Source organism: Paraburkholderia saeva (genome assembly GCF_907164555.1).
Taxonomy (GTDB): domain Bacteria; phylum Pseudomonadota; class Gammaproteobacteria; order Burkholderiales; family Burkholderiaceae; genus Paraburkholderia; species Paraburkholderia saeva.
This window is the reverse complement of record NZ_CAJQZC010000003.1, coordinates 352,862-368,589: the sequence shown is the minus strand read 5'-3', so window position 1 is coordinate 368,589 and position 15,728 is coordinate 352,862. Positions and strand designations below refer to the sequence as shown.

General features: G+C 61.6%; 17 protein-coding genes. 7 read left to right on the top strand and 10 right to left on the bottom strand.

All coding sequences use genetic code 11. From position 1 onward, the window contains the following. The 4 genes from LPA36_RS09825 to LPA36_RS09810 all read left to right on the top strand — a co-directional run bounded on the left by LPA36_RS09825 (position 1) and on the right by LPA36_RS09810 (position 3,450). On the top strand, positions 1 to 129 hold the full coding sequence (locus tag LPA36_RS09825) for an MFS transporter small subunit (RefSeq protein ID WP_228875954.1): 129 nt from the start codon (positions 1 to 3) through the stop codon (positions 127 to 129). A 570-nt stretch (positions 130 to 699) separates the two neighbouring features. Next, positions 700 to 1,488 (top strand): hypothetical protein, encoded by a 789-nt coding sequence (locus LPA36_RS09820; protein ID WP_228875953.1) that lies wholly within the window; start codon positions 700 to 702, stop codon positions 1,486 to 1,488. A 190-nt stretch (positions 1,489 to 1,678) separates the two neighbouring features. Further along, positions 1,679 to 2,662 (top strand): SphA family protein, encoded by a 984-nt coding sequence (locus LPA36_RS09815; protein ID WP_228875952.1) that lies wholly within the window; start codon positions 1,679 to 1,681, stop codon positions 2,660 to 2,662. Positions 2,663 to 2,841: 179 nt separating this feature from the next. After that, the gene (locus tag LPA36_RS09810) at positions 2,842 to 3,450 is read left to right on the top strand and encodes a copper-binding protein (RefSeq protein ID WP_228875951.1); all 609 of its coding nucleotides are present in this window, start codon (positions 2,842 to 2,844) and stop codon (positions 3,448 to 3,450) included. 158 nt (positions 3,451 to 3,608) lie between these two features. On the opposite strand, the gene LPA36_RS09805 is transcribed toward LPA36_RS09810, so the two are convergent. The 7 genes from LPA36_RS09805 to ugpQ form a co-directional block, all read right to left on the bottom strand. After that, on the bottom strand, positions 3,609 to 4,013 hold the full coding sequence (locus tag LPA36_RS09805) for a transposase (RefSeq protein ID WP_228875950.1): 405 nt from the start codon (positions 4,011 to 4,013) through the stop codon (positions 3,609 to 3,611). A 158-nt stretch (positions 4,014 to 4,171) separates the two neighbouring features. Further along, positions 4,172 to 5,389, bottom strand: a complete 1,218-nt coding sequence (locus LPA36_RS09800; RefSeq protein WP_228875949.1) for a sensor histidine kinase — start codon at positions 5,387 to 5,389, stop codon at positions 4,172 to 4,174. A gap of 99 nt (positions 5,390 to 5,488) precedes the next feature. After that, positions 5,489 to 6,556, bottom strand: a complete 1,068-nt coding sequence (locus LPA36_RS09795; RefSeq protein ID WP_228875948.1) for an ABC transporter ATP-binding protein — start codon at positions 6,554 to 6,556, stop codon at positions 5,489 to 5,491. Positions 6,557 to 6,574: 18 nt separating this feature from the next. Further along, entirely contained in the window at positions 6,575 to 7,384 is an 810-nt protein-coding gene (locus LPA36_RS09790; RefSeq protein WP_228875947.1) for an ABC transporter permease, read from the bottom strand. After that, a complete protein-coding gene (locus LPA36_RS09785; protein ID WP_228875946.1) occupies positions 7,381 to 8,319 on the bottom strand; it encodes an ABC transporter permease in 939 nt (312 codons plus the stop codon). The genes LPA36_RS09790 and LPA36_RS09785 overlap by 4 nt, the downstream gene beginning before the upstream one ends. A gap of 208 nt (positions 8,320 to 8,527) precedes the next feature. Next, positions 8,528 to 9,640, bottom strand: coding sequence for an ABC transporter substrate-binding protein (locus tag LPA36_RS09780; protein ID WP_228875945.1), 1,113 nt, complete (start codon positions 9,638 to 9,640; stop codon positions 8,528 to 8,530). A gap of 106 nt (positions 9,641 to 9,746) precedes the next feature. Beyond that, positions 9,747 to 10,532 (bottom strand): glycerophosphodiester phosphodiesterase, encoded by a 786-nt coding sequence (gene ugpQ, locus LPA36_RS09775; RefSeq protein ID WP_228875944.1) that lies wholly within the window; start codon positions 10,530 to 10,532, stop codon positions 9,747 to 9,749. Between the two features lie 263 nt (positions 10,533 to 10,795). Between ugpQ and LPA36_RS09770 the strand changes: the two genes are divergently transcribed. Further along, positions 10,796 to 11,566: a DeoR/GlpR family DNA-binding transcription regulator gene (locus LPA36_RS09770; protein ID WP_228875943.1), complete on the top strand. Its 771-nt coding sequence runs from the start codon at positions 10,796 to 10,798 to the stop codon at positions 11,564 to 11,566. A 25-nt stretch (positions 11,567 to 11,591) separates the two neighbouring features. Here LPA36_RS09770 and LPA36_RS09765 read toward each other — a convergent pair whose 3' ends face one another. After that, positions 11,592 to 13,262 (bottom strand): Na/Pi cotransporter family protein, encoded by a 1,671-nt coding sequence (locus LPA36_RS09765; RefSeq protein WP_228875942.1) that lies wholly within the window; start codon positions 13,260 to 13,262, stop codon positions 11,592 to 11,594. Positions 13,263 to 13,421: 159 nt separating this feature from the next. Here LPA36_RS09765 and LPA36_RS09760 point away from each other — a divergent pair, with 159 nt between their 5' ends. Then, positions 13,422 to 13,745 carry a hypothetical protein gene (locus tag LPA36_RS09760; protein WP_228875941.1) on the top strand — a complete coding sequence of 108 codons (324 nt, stop codon included), beginning with the start codon at positions 13,422 to 13,424 and terminating at the stop codon, positions 13,743 to 13,745. 30 nt (positions 13,746 to 13,775) lie between these two features. Further along, positions 13,776 to 14,006 (top strand): DUF3820 family protein, encoded by a 231-nt coding sequence (locus LPA36_RS09755; protein ID WP_228875940.1) that lies wholly within the window; start codon positions 13,776 to 13,778, stop codon positions 14,004 to 14,006. 31 nt (positions 14,007 to 14,037) lie between these two features. Here LPA36_RS09755 and rfbC read toward each other — a convergent pair whose 3' ends face one another. Both rfbC and rfbB read right to left on the bottom strand, forming a co-directional pair. Beyond that, positions 14,038 to 14,589 (bottom strand): dTDP-4-dehydrorhamnose 3,5-epimerase, encoded by a 552-nt coding sequence (gene rfbC / locus LPA36_RS09750; RefSeq protein WP_228875939.1) that lies wholly within the window; start codon positions 14,587 to 14,589, stop codon positions 14,038 to 14,040. A 45-nt stretch (positions 14,590 to 14,634) separates the two neighbouring features. Continuing rightward, a complete protein-coding gene (gene rfbB / locus LPA36_RS09745) occupies positions 14,635 to 15,696 on the bottom strand; it encodes a dTDP-glucose 4,6-dehydratase (protein WP_228875938.1) in 1,062 nt (353 codons plus the stop codon). Positions 15,697 to 15,728 lie beyond the last annotated feature (32 nt).

Genomic DNA, 15,728 nt, shown 5'->3' with positions numbered 1-15,728 from the left:
ATGACTGCATCAACCGCCGCGCATCCGACCAATAAAGTCAAACTGGTCGTCTTCTGGGCCTACGTGCTGATTCCACTGACATGGGGCGTCGTCAACACGCTGATTCAGGCAATGAAGCTCTTCAACTGACGCGTTTCTTTTAAATTCCTGACAGAAAGCCGGGCTCGATGCCCGGCTTTTTTATTTCCGATTTTCAGGTTCGATACTGCTGGAAAATTCCTAAACGACACGAAGATTAAATATTCGCTGAGCAATATCAAACCTCTGCATCCACAGTCTTGACCCGTCGCGCTCAAGACGAAATAATCGTCATGATCATTCGGGTCTTCCGCGGTGTTACAAATTATGCGTGTCACGTTTTTAAACGTTTGCTAGTATTTGCGAACCGTTGGGCCATGCGAACCCATTTTTGTCGCCGCATCAAGTGCTGTCTTATCCTTAAGGAGGCTCGCTGTATGTGTGTGAGAACGGTTCTCCCTACACCTTCATAGCTGGCCTGTATTGTCTTGCGTTGCCCCTGATGGCCTGCAGCGGCACGCAGTCAGTCAATTCAGTTACTGGAAGTTTTTGAACCACTGCAGCCTCGGCGGAATTGGCCTGCGTAGTCGATTAACCCCAGTTCATATGCATATTGTGTAATCTGGTTTGCGAGAGCAAACGGATAATCACGTCCGGCGCGTCCGTATCTTTTATAAAAACATGCACATTGCTCGCCGGTTTATCCGGATATCGTTATTTTCAATTCTGCTTGTCACTCAAGGCGCACGCGCGCAGACCGCGGAAGACGCCAACAAGAGCAACAACCCGCTTAACCTCGCCGCCTCGTTCAACGTCCAGAATTTCTATACGCCGAGCCTGTTCGGCGCGAACGCTCATACCAATGACCTGCTGCTGCGGCCCACGGTGCCAGTTGGCCCCGGGTTGATCGGCGTACCGCAGATCTTCCGCGGCACGGTGCCCATCAGCACGCGCCCCGATTCGGGTGGCGGCTACAACACCGGCCTCGGCGACATCAATCTGTTCGACATCTTTTTGCTAAGCCAGGGCGAGTTCCAGGTCGGCGTCGGGCCACTGGTGACCATGCCCACCGCGACCGATCCGAGCCTCGGCACGGGTAAATGGCAGGCGGGTCTCGCCGCGGTCGCCGTGAGCGCAACGAAAGCGCGGCTTCTTGGCGCTCTGGTGCAGTGGCAGCATTCGTTTGCCGGCCAGAACAGCCGTCCGGCCACGCAGTCGCTCACCGCGCAGCCTTTCGGGATTTTCAACCTCCCCGGCGGCTGGTACATCCGGTCGACCGGCACATGGACGTTCGACCTCCAGCATGGCAGCTACTACATCCCGGTCGGCCTCGGCGCGGGCAAGGCCTGGAAAGGCGGCTCGACCATCTATAACGCATTCATCGAACCGCAGTATTCGATCGCCCATTCGGGCGCGGGCGTGCCGCAGTTCACGATTTTCGCGGGGCTGAACATGACGTTCGGCAAGTGAGTCATGCAAACAGGAACGCAATCCGGTCAGCAAACCGTACGAGGTCATTGATGGGAAGAAATCTTCGACCTTCACCGTTGCGCGCATGGCGGCCAGAATAAGCCGGGATGGACAGAACGTGGACACCCCCCGCCCGTCACGCAGACCCGACACAATGCGAATACGGAAAAGTTACAGGAGCAAAACCAGAATGAAAAATATCATTCAACATTTCGGCAGACCGATGCGCGACGCACGACGCGCCGGCATGAAAGTGACGCTGGCCGCGGGGATTGCGGGTCTCGGCATTGCGCCGCTCGCGCACGCAACGGAAGGCGGGGTTGGCCGCCCGATCACCGGCATGCAGGTGACGCCGTATGCAGGCGTGGTGCCGCCCACGTCCGACTGGATCGTGTCGCTCTCGACGATCTACTACCAGGGCTCGCTCGGCAAGAGCAAGACGGTGCCGATCGCGGGCACCGTCACCGCCGGTCTCGACTATCAGATCGTGTACAGCATCGCGAATGCAATCAAGACCTGGGGCATTACCGCAGGCGGGTGGAACTTCGCTTCGTCGTTCGGCGTGCCGGTTCAGTACACGAACGCATCGTCGTTTCACGGGGTACTGCCTGACGATCACGCCACGCAGTTTGCCGACATCTTCTTCACGCCGGTCGTGGCGGGCTATCACCTGACGAAGACCGACCACGTCGCATTGAGCGTCCAGATCTACGCGCCGACGGGCGCCTATAACCCGGATCGTCTCGCGAACGCCGGCCAGAATACGTGGACGTTCACGCCGACCGTCTCGTACACGAAGCTCTTCCCCGCGCAGGAGATCGAGCTCTCGGTGAACTACGGCGTCGAATTCTACACGACCAACAACGACACCCACTATCACAACGCGCCCATCAGCGTGCTCGATCTGCTCGCGCTCAAGCGCTTCAAGGGAGGCTGGGGTGTCGGCGTGGTCGGTGGCTGGATCCAGCAGCTGGGCGCCGACAGCGGCGGTGTTGCCGATCTGACGGACGGCACACGCGGCCATTCGCTCGGTGTCGGCCCGATCGTGACGTGGTCCGGCGCGATCGACAAGACGCCGGTCTCGGCTTCGCTGCGCTGGGTCAATGAATTCGAGGCGCAGGCACGTCCGAAGGGCAACGCAGTCCTGCTATCAGTCAGCGCAACGTTCCAGTAACAGCGCCGCGTGAGCGACCGCCACTTGCCGGCTGCGGCTGACGCGCTTTCGCCGGCAGTCGCCGGCACTTGCCGCCGCAACGATGCACCGCGTGTCCGCAGGTCTGACAGACCGCTCGCGCATTCAAGCCTGCCCGTCACTTTTTCGCAACACAACGCAGTTACGCAAAAGGAGTAGTCATGAAGTCACCCCTGAAGACCGGCCTGAAACGTGCGACGGCGATCAAGGCAGCCATGATGTTGTCGGTGGCGCTGTCCTTGCCGGCATTCGTGCAGAACGCCAGTTCGGCCGAAACGCAGAACGCCGTCGGCGGCGGCGCGCTCGTGCACGTTCAGGCGACCGTCATCGGCATCGACGCCGTGACGAACAGCGTCACGCTGCGCGGACCGCGCGGCAACGCAGCGGTCGTCGATGTCGACCCGCAGGTCGGCGACGTGAAGAAGCTGCAGATCGGCGACAAGGTCGATATCGCGTACAGGAACGCGATCCTGCTGGCCGTCGACAAGACGAAGTCGAGCGGTATCCGCGAGCGCGTCGAGACGAACGCGGCGATTCCGGCTTCGGACGGTGTGGTGGCATCGGCTCGCCGTGTCGAAGTGCTGGCCACCGTACAGAAGGTCGACCACAAGAAGCGTCTCGTCACGCTGCGTGGCCCGAGCCGCACGGAAGTGTTCGAAGTGGCACCGGACGTCTCGATCGACAAGCTGAAGGTCGGCGACACGGTGCATGCCGTGTTCGTGTCGGCGGCCGCAGCCGAAGTCACGCGTGAAGGAAACCTGGTGAAGTAAGTGCACGGTCCGGCGTTTGGTCGCCGGACAGCCCCGAACCACGCGGAAAAGGGGCGCGCCCTGCGCGCCCCTGCTTCTGCCGGTCCCCGCCAGTCCCGTCTGGCTGGCCGCTCACCGCCGGCAGAATCCGCGTTGTTTCGATACCGGCGCCAGGTCGGTCAATCGGCCGCGCGGGACATGGGTCGCGCGCGATCCCGCCAGCGTCCCGAAGCCGGCGTGCCGGCCGACGCAGCCGGTTCTCCGGGATGCGGTCGATGCATGCGCGCAGCGACCGCCTCGCACATCGCGTCGCCGGTTTCGCCGTAGAGGTCGTGCATCGCACGCTGCAGAACGCCCGAATCGAACCAGACCTTGAAGCGCCGGTGACACGTCCGGTAGTCCGGATAGCGTGTCGGCAGCGCGGCCCACGCGGACCCGCTCGCGAGTATCCACAGGACGCCGTTCAGCACCATGCGCGTGTTGCGCGTGGGACGCCCGCGTGGATCTTTGCGGGCGCGAAACGCGATAAAGAGCGCTTCGACGCTGCTCCATTGCGCGTCGGTGAGGTCACGATGCAGGGCCATCTGAACTCCGTATCTGAGCAGTGCGGTCACAAGGCGGGTAGTCGCCAGCGTGACATCTGACCCATACGAAGACTGCGGTCTGGCACGCATTTCGTCCCACGAAATGCGGTCGGGCGAACATATGCGCCTTTTCTCCGGTGCCAGAACCGTCCTGCGGTTCAGTCCTTCAGACTTAGCAGGGTGGGAAAGCGGATCTCGAACGTCGTGCCAAAACCTTCGCGCGAATCGAAGCGAATCTTGCCATCCAGCACCCGGCACAGCTCCTTGACGATCGCAAGGCCAAGACCAGCGCCCGGCACATCGTCGCCTGCAACGCGCTCGAATTCCTCGAATACGCGCTCACGGTCGTGCTGGCCAATGCCGACGCCCGTATCCGACACCCTCAGTAGCCAGTGGTCGTTACCGTCGGCGGCCATCGTGAGGCCAATCCGGCCGGTCTTTGTGTATTTCGCGGCGTTGGTCAGCAGATTGAGCGCGACCTGCTTCAGCTTGAGGCGGTTCGACGAGACGGCCGCCAGCTGCGGGTCAAAGGACGTGTCGAACTGCAGGCCTTTCGCTTCGATCGAAGGGCGGCACGACGCCACCAGTTCGTCGAACAGTTCGCGCAACGCAAACGACTCGATCGCGACCGTGTTCGCGTCGCGCAGCACGACCGCATATTCGACGAGTTCGTCGACCAGCACTTTCATATCGGCGGCCTGGCGGTTCGCGAGCGCAAGCGCGGTTTCCGTCTTTGACGGCGCGCGCGCCACCAGCTGCAGCGCCATCGAAAACACGTTCAGGAAGTTACGCAGGTCGTGCACGACGCTGCGCGTAATCTGCATCCGCGATTCATACAGTTCGCTGACGAGCTGCTGCTTCAGTTGCAGCTCATGATTGGCGCGTTCGAGCCGGCCCGTGTATTCGTCGATCTTGCGGTCCCGCTCGGTCACGACTTCGCGAACCGACGTGAGCGTGACGAAGCTGAGCGCCTCGTCGATATAGTGGCGCGCACGCTCCTCGTTACGTCGCGTGAAGTCGCGATGCGTTTCGACGTACTGCGTGAGCGCGCCCATCAGCACCTGCCGGAACAGTTCGAGCTCGCGTATCAGTTCATCGATCCGGTAGCCCTGGCGCCAGCGCATCTTGCCGTGCAGACGCGCGTTGCGCTCCATGGCCGGTTCGGCCTTGTCGAGGTCCTCGTTTTCCAGCGCGACGCAGATTTCGTCGAGAATATTCGGCAGATGATCGGCGAGCTGTTCGTACGTGAGCTTGTCGCTTTCGTTCAGATCACTGTCGCCGAACACCGCTTTCATCCAGCGCTCGGTCAGATTGACCTGCTCCGCGCGAATCATGGCGACAAAGGCGCGCAGCGGTCCTGCTTGCGTGGCAGACATGAAACGTGGACCTCCAGCCGGGGACGACGGTGCGGCTCCATTTGACCACAGAACGCAGCGGGGAGAACACGGTATCGCGGGCCGCCGCCCGCGCCGGAATCACGCGCCCTCTTCCAGCACCAGCAGATTCTCGTGTGAAAAGCCCAGCGCAACTGGCTGGCCGCGTTCTGGCAGCCTGCGGTTCGGGTCGTTGAAGACATCGAGCGAAATGACGGCTTCCTGCACGCGTGCCCGGATCCGCACCACGGCGCCGAGGAAGCTGACATCCTCGACCGTCGCCGCCAGCGTGTTGCGCCCCGGTGCCGGTGCCTCCAGCACGATCGCCTCCGGCCGCAGGGCCAGCATGCGCTTTTTGCCGGCGTCGTCCGGCGCCAGCGTCTGCGTCGTGATCAGCTCCTGGCCGTCTACGGCCATTTTTCCCGCTGACGGGTCCACCACGTGCCCCGTCAGGATATTGAGCGTGCCGACAAACGAAGCCACGAAGCGCGTGCGCGGATAGTTATAGATCTCCGACGGCGTGCCGACCTGTTCCACGCGCCCCTCGTTCATCACGACAATCCTGTCTGAGATCGACAGCGCTTCTTCCTGATCGTGCGTCACGAAAATCGACGTGATGCCGAGTTCACGCTGCAACATGCGAATGTCCTGACGCAGCGAAATGCGGATCTTCGCGTCGAGCGCCGACAGCGGTTCGTCGAGCAGCAACACCTGCGGCTTGCCGGCAAGCGCGCGCGCCAACGCGACGCGCTGCTGTTGCCCGCCCGACATCTGCCACGGATACCGGTCGCCGAGATGCGGCAACTTGATCAGCGCCAGCATTTCATCGACACGCTTGCGGATTTCCGCCTCCGGCCGTCCGGCGACACGCAGTCCGAAACCGATGTTGCCCGCCACCGTCATGTTCGGAAACAGCGCATACGACTGGAAGACCATCCCGACCTTGCGCTGACGGGTGCGCAGATGCATGACGTCGCGTCCATCAAGGCGGATCGTGCCACGCGTCGGACTTTCGAAGCCTGCGATCATGCGCAGCACCGTCGTCTTGCCACAGCCCGACGGCCCGAGAAACGTGATGAATTCGCCGCGTTCGATCTTCATGTCGAAGTGATGTAGCGCGATGTTCGATCCAAACGTCTTGTGCAGGTTTTCTATTTCAAGGAATGCCATGACGGGCGCCTTCATTCATCAGAGTTTCTGTGCGGCGAGCGCAGGAGCACGGCTCGTTTTGCGGGCTGAGCCGAACACCTGGATCAGGCCCATCGACGCCCACGTAATCGCAAACGCAATGATCGCAAGTGCGGAAGGTTCATACGCGCGGTTCGCGCCGATCAACTGCAGGTAAGGGCCAAACGCCGGCCGGTCGAGCAGGCTCGCGATCGTGAATTCGCCGATCACGACGGCGAACGTCAGGAACGCGCCCGACAGGATGCCGGAACGGATATTCGGAAAGATCACCTTAAAGAGGATGGTCGGCCAGTTCGCGCCAAGGCACTCGGCGGCCTCAGTCAGCGAACGCACGTCGACGGCACGCAAACCGGCATCGACCGCGCGATACATGTACGGCAGCGAAAGCGTCACGTAACCGAATACGAGCAGCACGTCGGTGGCGCGCTCGTTGCCGGTAAGCGGCAGGATCGAACTGCTGTTGTACATGCGCAGGTACCCGAAGACGATCACGATTGCCGGAATCACGAGCGGCAGCAACGTGATGAATTCGACGACCGGTCGCAGCTTTGGCATGCGCAACTGGACCCAGTAGGCGGTGGGCACCACCAGCAAAATGCCGACGACGATCGTCAGCAGCGCCATCAGGATCGAATACCCAAACGACGCCTGAAAATGCGCATCGCCGAGCACGACCCGGTATGCCTCGAAGCTGTACTCGCCGCGCTTCATGCGCAGGCTGAACTCGAACGTCGCGATCAGCGGAATCAGGAAATACAGCGAACCGACGACGATCGCGGTCCACGCGCCCACACGCGACTGGGATTTCATCGACGCCCCCTTTCGGCGCGCGAGCGCAACCAGATATAGCCGCCATTCGAGATGCCCGTCACGAGAATCATGCCGAGCGCGAGCGCATAGCCGAGGTTCGGGTTATGCAATACGTCGCCGCGAATCTGCGCGTACAGCAGGATCGTCACGATATTGAGCGAACTGCCAGTAAGCGCATAGGCCGTCGCCACTGCGCCAAACGAATTCGCAAAGAGCAGTAACGCGGCGCCCAGTACGCTCGGCCATAACACCGGCAACGCGACGTAACGCCAGTACTGGAACGCGGTGCCGCCAAGACAGTCGCAGGCCTCACGCCACTCGCGCTTGAGACCGTCGAGCGCAGGCGTGACGATCAGCACCATCAAGGGAATCTGGAAATACAGGTACGTGAGCGTCAAACCCGTAAAGCTCAGAATGCTAAAGCCCGTCGAGTAGAGATTCAGGCCAGTGTATTTCCTGAGCAGCACCGTGACGAGCCCGACGCGCCCCAACGTGCAGATGAACGCAAACGCGAGCGGGACGCCCGCGAAATTCGAAGCGACACCAGAAAACGTCATCAGCGTCGGGCGAATCCAGCCGGGCAACTGGCCCTGAACGGCCGCCCATGCAAGCAGCGACCCGATGACCGCGCCGCCGAACGCCGATGCGGCGCTGACCTTGAAGCTGATCCAGTACGCGTCCATCACACCTTCCGAGAAGAGGTCGCGGAAGTTGACCAGCGTGAAATGGCCTTGCGGGTCCTGAAACGCACCGACCATCAGGAAGGCCGTTGGCAGGATCAGGAACAGCATCGCGAACACGAAGAACGGCAATACGCCGATCCATGTCCATAACGAGGCGGACTGCGTCACGCCCTTTGCGGGCGGCGTCGGCGTCAACGCAAGGGGCGCCTGCAACTCCGGCGGCACGGCGCCTGCATTCGGTGGACTGCTCATAAGTCAGGAAACCTTCAGACAAAGAGGCCAGACGTAGAGGGCAAAAACAACCGGCGTGACCGCAAAGGCAATAGTCGGGACTGTGGCAATGGTTGCGGCCGCAACAGGCGCCACGGAACCCGGATGCGGCACGGGCGGCGCATCATGCGCGCCGCCCGCCGGGTCCATCGCCTGCTGACCTGCCAATACAGGCAGGTCCGCGCGCCAGTTACTTCACGTTCGCGCCAACAGTTGCATCCCACTGCTTCGAGATCGTTTCCTTGTACGCGTCCTGCTGCTGGAGCGTCGGGAACACCGCGTTCTTGTACAGCGCAGCGGGCGGCAGTTTGTCGAGCAGCGCCTGCGGCACCTTCTTCGAAGCAGTCAGCTCGTTGTAGCGGATCGGATGGCAATAACCCGTCAGCCAGCCGATCTGGCCTTCGTCCGAATACAGGTATTCCATCCACAGCTTCGCAGCGTTCGGGTGCGGGGCGAACGCGCTGATTGCCTGCACATAGACGCCTGCGACGACGCCCGTCTTCGGCACGATGACCTGCACCTTCGGATTGCCCTTCAGCGTGTCACGGTCAGCGAGCGCGTTGTAGTCCCAGCGCACGATGATCGGCGTCGTGCCTTGCGCAAGCGATGCAGCCTTGCCGATGACCGGCACGAAGTTGCCGCTCTTGTTCAGATCGGCGAAATACTTGAGACCTGCTGCGCCGGCCTTCGACGCATCGCCCTTCGAAACCGACAGACCGGCGGCGTACACGCCCATGATGGCCTGATTCGCCGAACGCGGATCACCCGCGAGCGAGACCGCGTTCTTGTAGTCCGCCTTCTGAAGGTCGGACCAGTCGGCCGGCGCCTTGTCGATCATGTCCGCGTTGACTTCGAACGCGAGCACGCCGTAGTAATCGCCATACCAGTAGCCTTCGGCGTCCTTGACCGCGTCGGGAATCGCCTTCCACGTCGAGACCTTGTACGGCTGCAGCAGACCCGCCGCCTTCGCCGTCGGACCAAACGACAGGCCGACGTCGATCACGTCAGGCGCCTGCGGCCCCTTGTTGCCCTTGTTCGCCTTGATGGCTTCGAGCTCGTCGCCCGAACCCGCATCGGGGTTCAGCTCGTTGATCTTGATGCCGTACTTTGCCTGAAAGGCCGCGATCATCGGGCCATAGCCGCACCAGTCGTGCGGCAGCGCGATCACCGTGAGCTGACCTTCCTGCTTTGCGGCCGCGACAAGCGCATCCGGCGGCGCGGCCGACGCGCTGTTCATGCACGTCGCCGCAGCCGCAGCGATCGCCGACATCGAAACAAAAGAATGTGCCCAGGTCCGGTTCATGTTTTTTCCACCCTCTGCCGACATTGCTACGTTGGGAAAACTGCTATTCGACTGGTCTCTCGGTACTGCGCCACGTCACGACATAGTGCTTGAGCGCGCGTTGAATCTATCGCGCGACCGGCGACGCAGCGCCCGCGCCGGCCCGGATGATATCGATGCGATCTGTACAAATTATGTCAGCGCCCCATTCAATGAGCTCGTTCGCACGCAGCGGGTCGTTGACCGTATAGGTCAGCACGCGCAGCCCGGCTGCATGAATGTCCTCGATCAGTCGCGCGTTCAGGTGTTGATGGTCGGCGTGCAGCGATACGCAGTCGAGTTCCCGCACGATGCGCAACCAGTCCTCTGGAACGTCTTCGAACAGCATGCCGCGCGGCAGTTCAGGAACGGCGTCGCGTGCGGCAGCAAGCGCTTCGAAAGAAAACGACGAGAGGAGCGGCTGGGTCTGCGTACGCCAGAGATCCAGCGCGGCGCGCGCAACGAGATGACCCGTTTCCGCTTCGCGGCCAGGGCAAGGCTTGATTTCTATATTGGCGGCGATCCCTTCCTGAGCGCAACGCGCGGCCGTTTCGGCCAGCGTGGGCAGGCGAGTGCCGGCGAACTGCGGGCCAAACCACGCCCCTGCGTCGAGCTGCGCGAGTTCCTTCCAGGTGCGCTCGACGGCGGCACCTGTGCCGTTCGTGGTGCGCTCGAGCGTGTCGTCGTGCAGCAGGTAGATTTCGTCGTCGGCGGAGAGCTTGGCATCGAACTCGATCATGCGATAGCCGTAGCGCACGCACGCGTCGATTCCGGCCAGCGTGTTCTCGGGCGCGAGCGTACCGCCGCAGCGATGCGCCACCCGTCGCGGATAAGGCCAGCCTGTAGCGCCTACACGATCGTTCGGATTTGCCAAGTTTCCCTGCCTTCGTCTGCCGTCATGCAGCGTCAACTGTCGTCGGAAAGGCCGCCCCGCCAATGTCCGGACGCGCTGCACGGCCCGGGTTCGGAGCAAGGCTAGAAGCAATTACACAAATTTGCAAGCCGACAAAAAAATGCAATATTGGTCGTGTAAAACCGGTTGATAATCGAGCGCGCAGACGGCCGCTCATCCATTTCCGGCCTGCCTCGACGTGACAGCGCCGGGCGTCCTGAAAGAATCCATTGCCGGGGAAAAGCATGTGGCAGGAAGACCGACATCAGCGCATACGCGCACTGCTCTCGACGCTGCAACGGGTATCGACCGAACGCATCATGGCCGATCTCGGTGTCTCGCGTGAGACTGTGCGGCGCGACCTGCTCGATCTCGAAGCGCTGGGCGAACTGAGGCGGGTGCATGGCGGCGCAATCAAACCCGCGGACGAAGCGCCCATTGCCGAACGCGCGCAGACCCACGTCAAATCAAAAATCGCAATCGCGCGTGCAGCAACGGGTTTTGTCAGTAGTGGCCAGACGCTCTTCATCGATTCGGGCACAACAACCGCATTGCTGGCCGAGGAACTCGCGAAGCTCGCCAATCTTACGATCATTACCAACTCGGTCGACGTCGCGCTCAAGCTGCGCGGCGCGAGCGAATCAGCAGAAAGCGCAAACGAAGTCATCCTGCTTGGGGGCACCTTGAGCGAACGCTCCCTCGCGACCATCGGCGGCACGACGATCGCGGAAATCCAGCGCTTTCGCGCGGACGTCGCGCTGCTCTCGCCGGTTGGGATCGACCATCGCAGTGGCGCTACCAATTTCGATCATGCTGAAACAGAAGTGGCGCGCGCGATGGTAAACAACGCGGACCGCGTGGTAATTCTCGCCGACTACAGCAAGATCGGACAGCGCAGCCGCATTGCCTACTGCCCGGTCAATCGCATCGATCTGCTGATCACGAATCGCAAAGCCACTGAAGCAGTGGGCTTCCCGACGCTAAAAAGGAAACTGGAACAGGTGATCCTCGCGTGACAACCTGACTGCACGTCGCCGCGCTTTACTCCGTGGCAACGTGGATTGCGTCGAGCGTGCGCTTGCGAAGCCTTGTGTCATGCAACGCGCCTGCTGCATCGAGCACGGGATACGCGGTCGAGCAGAACAGCGAATTCAGCCTCTTCATGTCGCTCAGCATGTCCAGATGCAACGCGCTCGTCTCGATGCTGCGTACGGTCTGTCCAGCAAGACGGTCCAGGTGTTTGTAAGAGTACGCGCGCTCGAGATCGCGAAACCGCTCCTTTTCCGCCAGCAGCAGCTCCGCGCAACCCAGGTCGTTGTTCAGGAACACCGACAGCCCGAGTTGCAGGTTGCTGACGAGCCGTGCGTGCAGGTCGTCCAGTTCCCCGAGCCCTTCCTCGGAAAACGAAAGACGGTGGGAGATTTTCTTCTCTTCGATATCGGCGACGATCCGCTCGATGATGTCACCCGCATGCTCGAGGTTGATCGTCAGCGAAATGATGTCGGTCCAGCGGCGGCTGTCTGTTTCGTCGAGCTGCTCGCGTGAAATGCGCGAGAGGTAATCTTTGACGGCGGCATACAGATAGTCGACGTCGTCGTCCAGCCGCGCCGTTTCGCGTGCCTTTTGCAGATCGTTACGGTGAATGAGGTCGGCGACGTTATCGAGCATCGTACGCACGATGTCGCCGATGCGCAGCACTTCGCGTGCCGCGTTGGCAAGCGCAAGCGTGGGTGTGGGCAACGCGGCCACGTCGAGATGCAGCGAACGCAGCTCGCCATTCGGGTCGGGACGGTCCGGCAACACGCGATAGCAGAAGCGCGCGACCGGATCGATCAGCGGCACGCAGGCAAGGCAGCGCAGCGTGTTGTAGATCAGGTGAAACCCGACCACTGCTTCACGCGGCAGACTGATCAGCATCGGCAATCCGCTCGCGAGCAGCGACGTGAACGGCAGGATGAGAAATGCCCCAGCCAGCTTGAACGCGAGGCTACCAAGCGCCAGCCGGCGCGCGGCGGCGTTCTGCGCCAACGTGCCTGTCAGCGCGAGCAGACCGCTGCCCAGATTCGCGCCGATCACGAGGCACAACGCCACCTTCAGCGAAATGACGCCCGACGACGCCAGCGTTGCAGTGAGCAATACCGCCGCCAGACTCGAATACGAAATCATTGCGAACGCTGCGCCAACCAGCGCATCGAGCAGCGTGTCGCCTGTCAGTGCGCCGAACATCACGCGTACGCCGGCACCCTGCATCATCGGTTGCACGGCTTCGACAATCAGATGCAGCGCGAGCAGGATCAGCCCGAGGCCAATCGCGGTACGGCCGACCTGGCCCGCGCGTGTCTGCTTGCGCGAGAGGAAAAGCGGCACACCGACGAGCACGAGAATCGGGGATAACCATGAGAGATCGAGCGTCAGGATCCGCGCCATCAACGCAGTACCGACATCGGCGCCGAGCATGATCGCGAGACCGCTCGCGAGCGGCAACAGGCCCTGAGCTGCAAAGGATGTCAGGATCACGGCCGTTGCGTTGCTGCTCTGCACGAGGCTCGTGACCGCAACGCCGGCACCGAACGCCTTGAACCGGCTATCAGTGCTGCGGCTCAGGACGCGCCGCAGGTCCGCCCCAAGCACCCTCAGGATGCCCGTGCGCACGATGTGTGAGCCCCAGACCAGCAACGCCACACCCGACAGCAGGTTGAGAAGAATCAGCATAAGGCAGTACGATACTCAGGCAATGCGACGCGAGAACAGATCCAGTCATGAGCCGCGCCTGCCGCACCAGCTTGCGTCGGGGGCAGCGCTCATAAGTGCTAGTGTTGCACAAATTTGCCTTATTGCAATTTTGTGTATTTAAAACCACGCCCGTGGGTGTTGTCCTGCACCGCCCCGCTAGCGCGTCTGACCGGTTTCGGCGAGCGCAGCCTGCTGCGTGGCGACGGCAACCCGCGTGTCGCCGATGCACTTCACGGCATGATCGTCAGGGACCCGGGCATGCCCGACGCGCCGCGCGTCACGAAGCGCAACGAGGACGCAGGCGACGTGCCCGCGATCACCCAAGGCACAACCGACGGTACGGGAGAGCGCGGCAAACTGAATGCCGCTGCATTGAGAAGGCGCGTCATGCGCGCGGTATTGGGGTATTGTGCGGGCACGTCGCCGCGGGCTTTGACAACGCCGCCTTCGCGGCCACATTAGCGCTAGCGCCCGTCAGGGACCGACACGACAATGAAACCTGAACACCTGGAACTCCTCGTCACGCGAGCAATGCCTTACGGCAAATACAAGGGACGGCTGATCGCGGACCTGCCGGGTCCGTATCTCAACTGGTATGCGAACAAGGGTTTTCCGCCGGGCGAGATTGGGCAGTTGCTCGCCCTCATGCAGGAGATCGATCACAACGGGCTTTCGTCGCTGCTTGAACCGCTGCGCAAGCTGCATCCGCGCGACGAACCGTGAGCGCTGGCGCCGAGGCGTAGTTCGGGCGAACTCAGGCGAAATATTCCGCCTCGTAAAGCAGCTTGCCTGCCGCATCTTTAGCCGCGAGCACAGGTTCGAATTCGATTGGCCAGTCGATAGCGATTTCCGGATCGCACCATAACAGGCTACGTTCATGCTCGGGGAACCAGAAATCGGTTGTCTTGTAGACGAACTCCGCCGCTTCCGAGAGCACGACGAAGCCATGCGCGAAGCCCGGCGGAACCCACATCTGCCGACGGTTCTCCGCGCTCAGGTGCACACCCGTCCATTTGCCGAAGCTGGGCGAACTGAGGCGCACATCCACCGCGACGTCGAACACCTCGCCTGTCACGACGCGCACCAGCTTGCCCTGCGGATGCTGGATCTGGTAATGCAGACCGCGCAACACACCGCGTGCGGAGCGCGAGTGGTTGTCCTGCACAAACTCGACACCGCTCGCGACATTCTCGGCAAACTCGCCAGCGTTAAAGCTCTCGAAGAAAAAGCCGCGCGCATCGCCAAATACCGTCGGCTCGATTATCTTGACCTCGCTTAGCGCGGTCGGGATCACCTGGATAGCCATACCGGTATCTCCATCAGAAAGATTGGAAGGCAGCGGGACGCGCGTTCACGCGCGCCGCGCGTAATTGGTTTCGACCCACTTGCGGTAGTCGCCCGAAATCACGTCAGCTACCCATTGCTCATGCGAGAGATACCAGCGCACCGTTTTGGCGAGACCGCTTTCGAACGTCTCGGCCGGTTTCCAGTCCAGCTCGCGATTGATCTTGCTGGCATCGATCGCATAGCGGCGATCATGACCGGGACGGTCTGCCACCCATGTGATCTGGTCGCGATACGAACCTGAGGCTTTAGGCCGGAGTTCGTCCAGCAAATCGCACAACACGTGCACGACCTGAATATTCGTCACCTCGTTCCATCCGCCGACGTTGTACGTTTCCCCCGCCCGCCCTTTCGCCAGTACTGCGCGAATGGCAGCGCAGTGGTCTCCCACATAGAGCCAGTCCCGCACGTTCTGACCGTCGCCGTATAACGGCAGCGGCTTGCCTTCGAGTGCGCGCGTAATCATCAGCGGAATCAGCTTCTCTGGAAACTGGTAAGGCCCGTAGTTGTTCGAGCAGTGTGTGGTGAGCGTCGGCAACCCGTAAGTATGGTTCCATGCACGCACCAGATGATCTGCACTCGCCTTGGATGCGGAATAGGGACTGTTGGGCGCGTAGAGGGTGTCTTCGCGGAACGGCGGGTCCGTTTCGGAGAGCGAGCCAAACACTTCGTCTGTCGAGACATGCAGGAAGCGGAACGCGTCTTTCTCCGCGCCGGGCAAGCCGCTCCAGTAGCGCCGCGCCACATCGAGCAGCGCGAACGTGCCCATCATGTTCGTCTGCATGAAGTCACGAGGACCGTGAATCGAACGGTCGACATGGCTCTCCGCAGCAAAGTGCAGGATTGCGCGTGGCTGATAGTCTTCAAGCAGTACGTCCATCGTATTGCTGTCGCAGATATCCGCACGCACGAATATATGACTCAGGTCGCCGTGCAGCGATCTGAGTGTGCCGAGATTGCCCGCATAGGTCAGCTTGTCGACGTTGACGACGGCTTCGTCCACACCATCCAGCCAGTCCATCACGAAGTTCGCACCGATAAAGCCCGCGCCGCCTGTCACCAGTATCATGCGTTTCTCCCCGACGCGCGGTATAGGGTCGC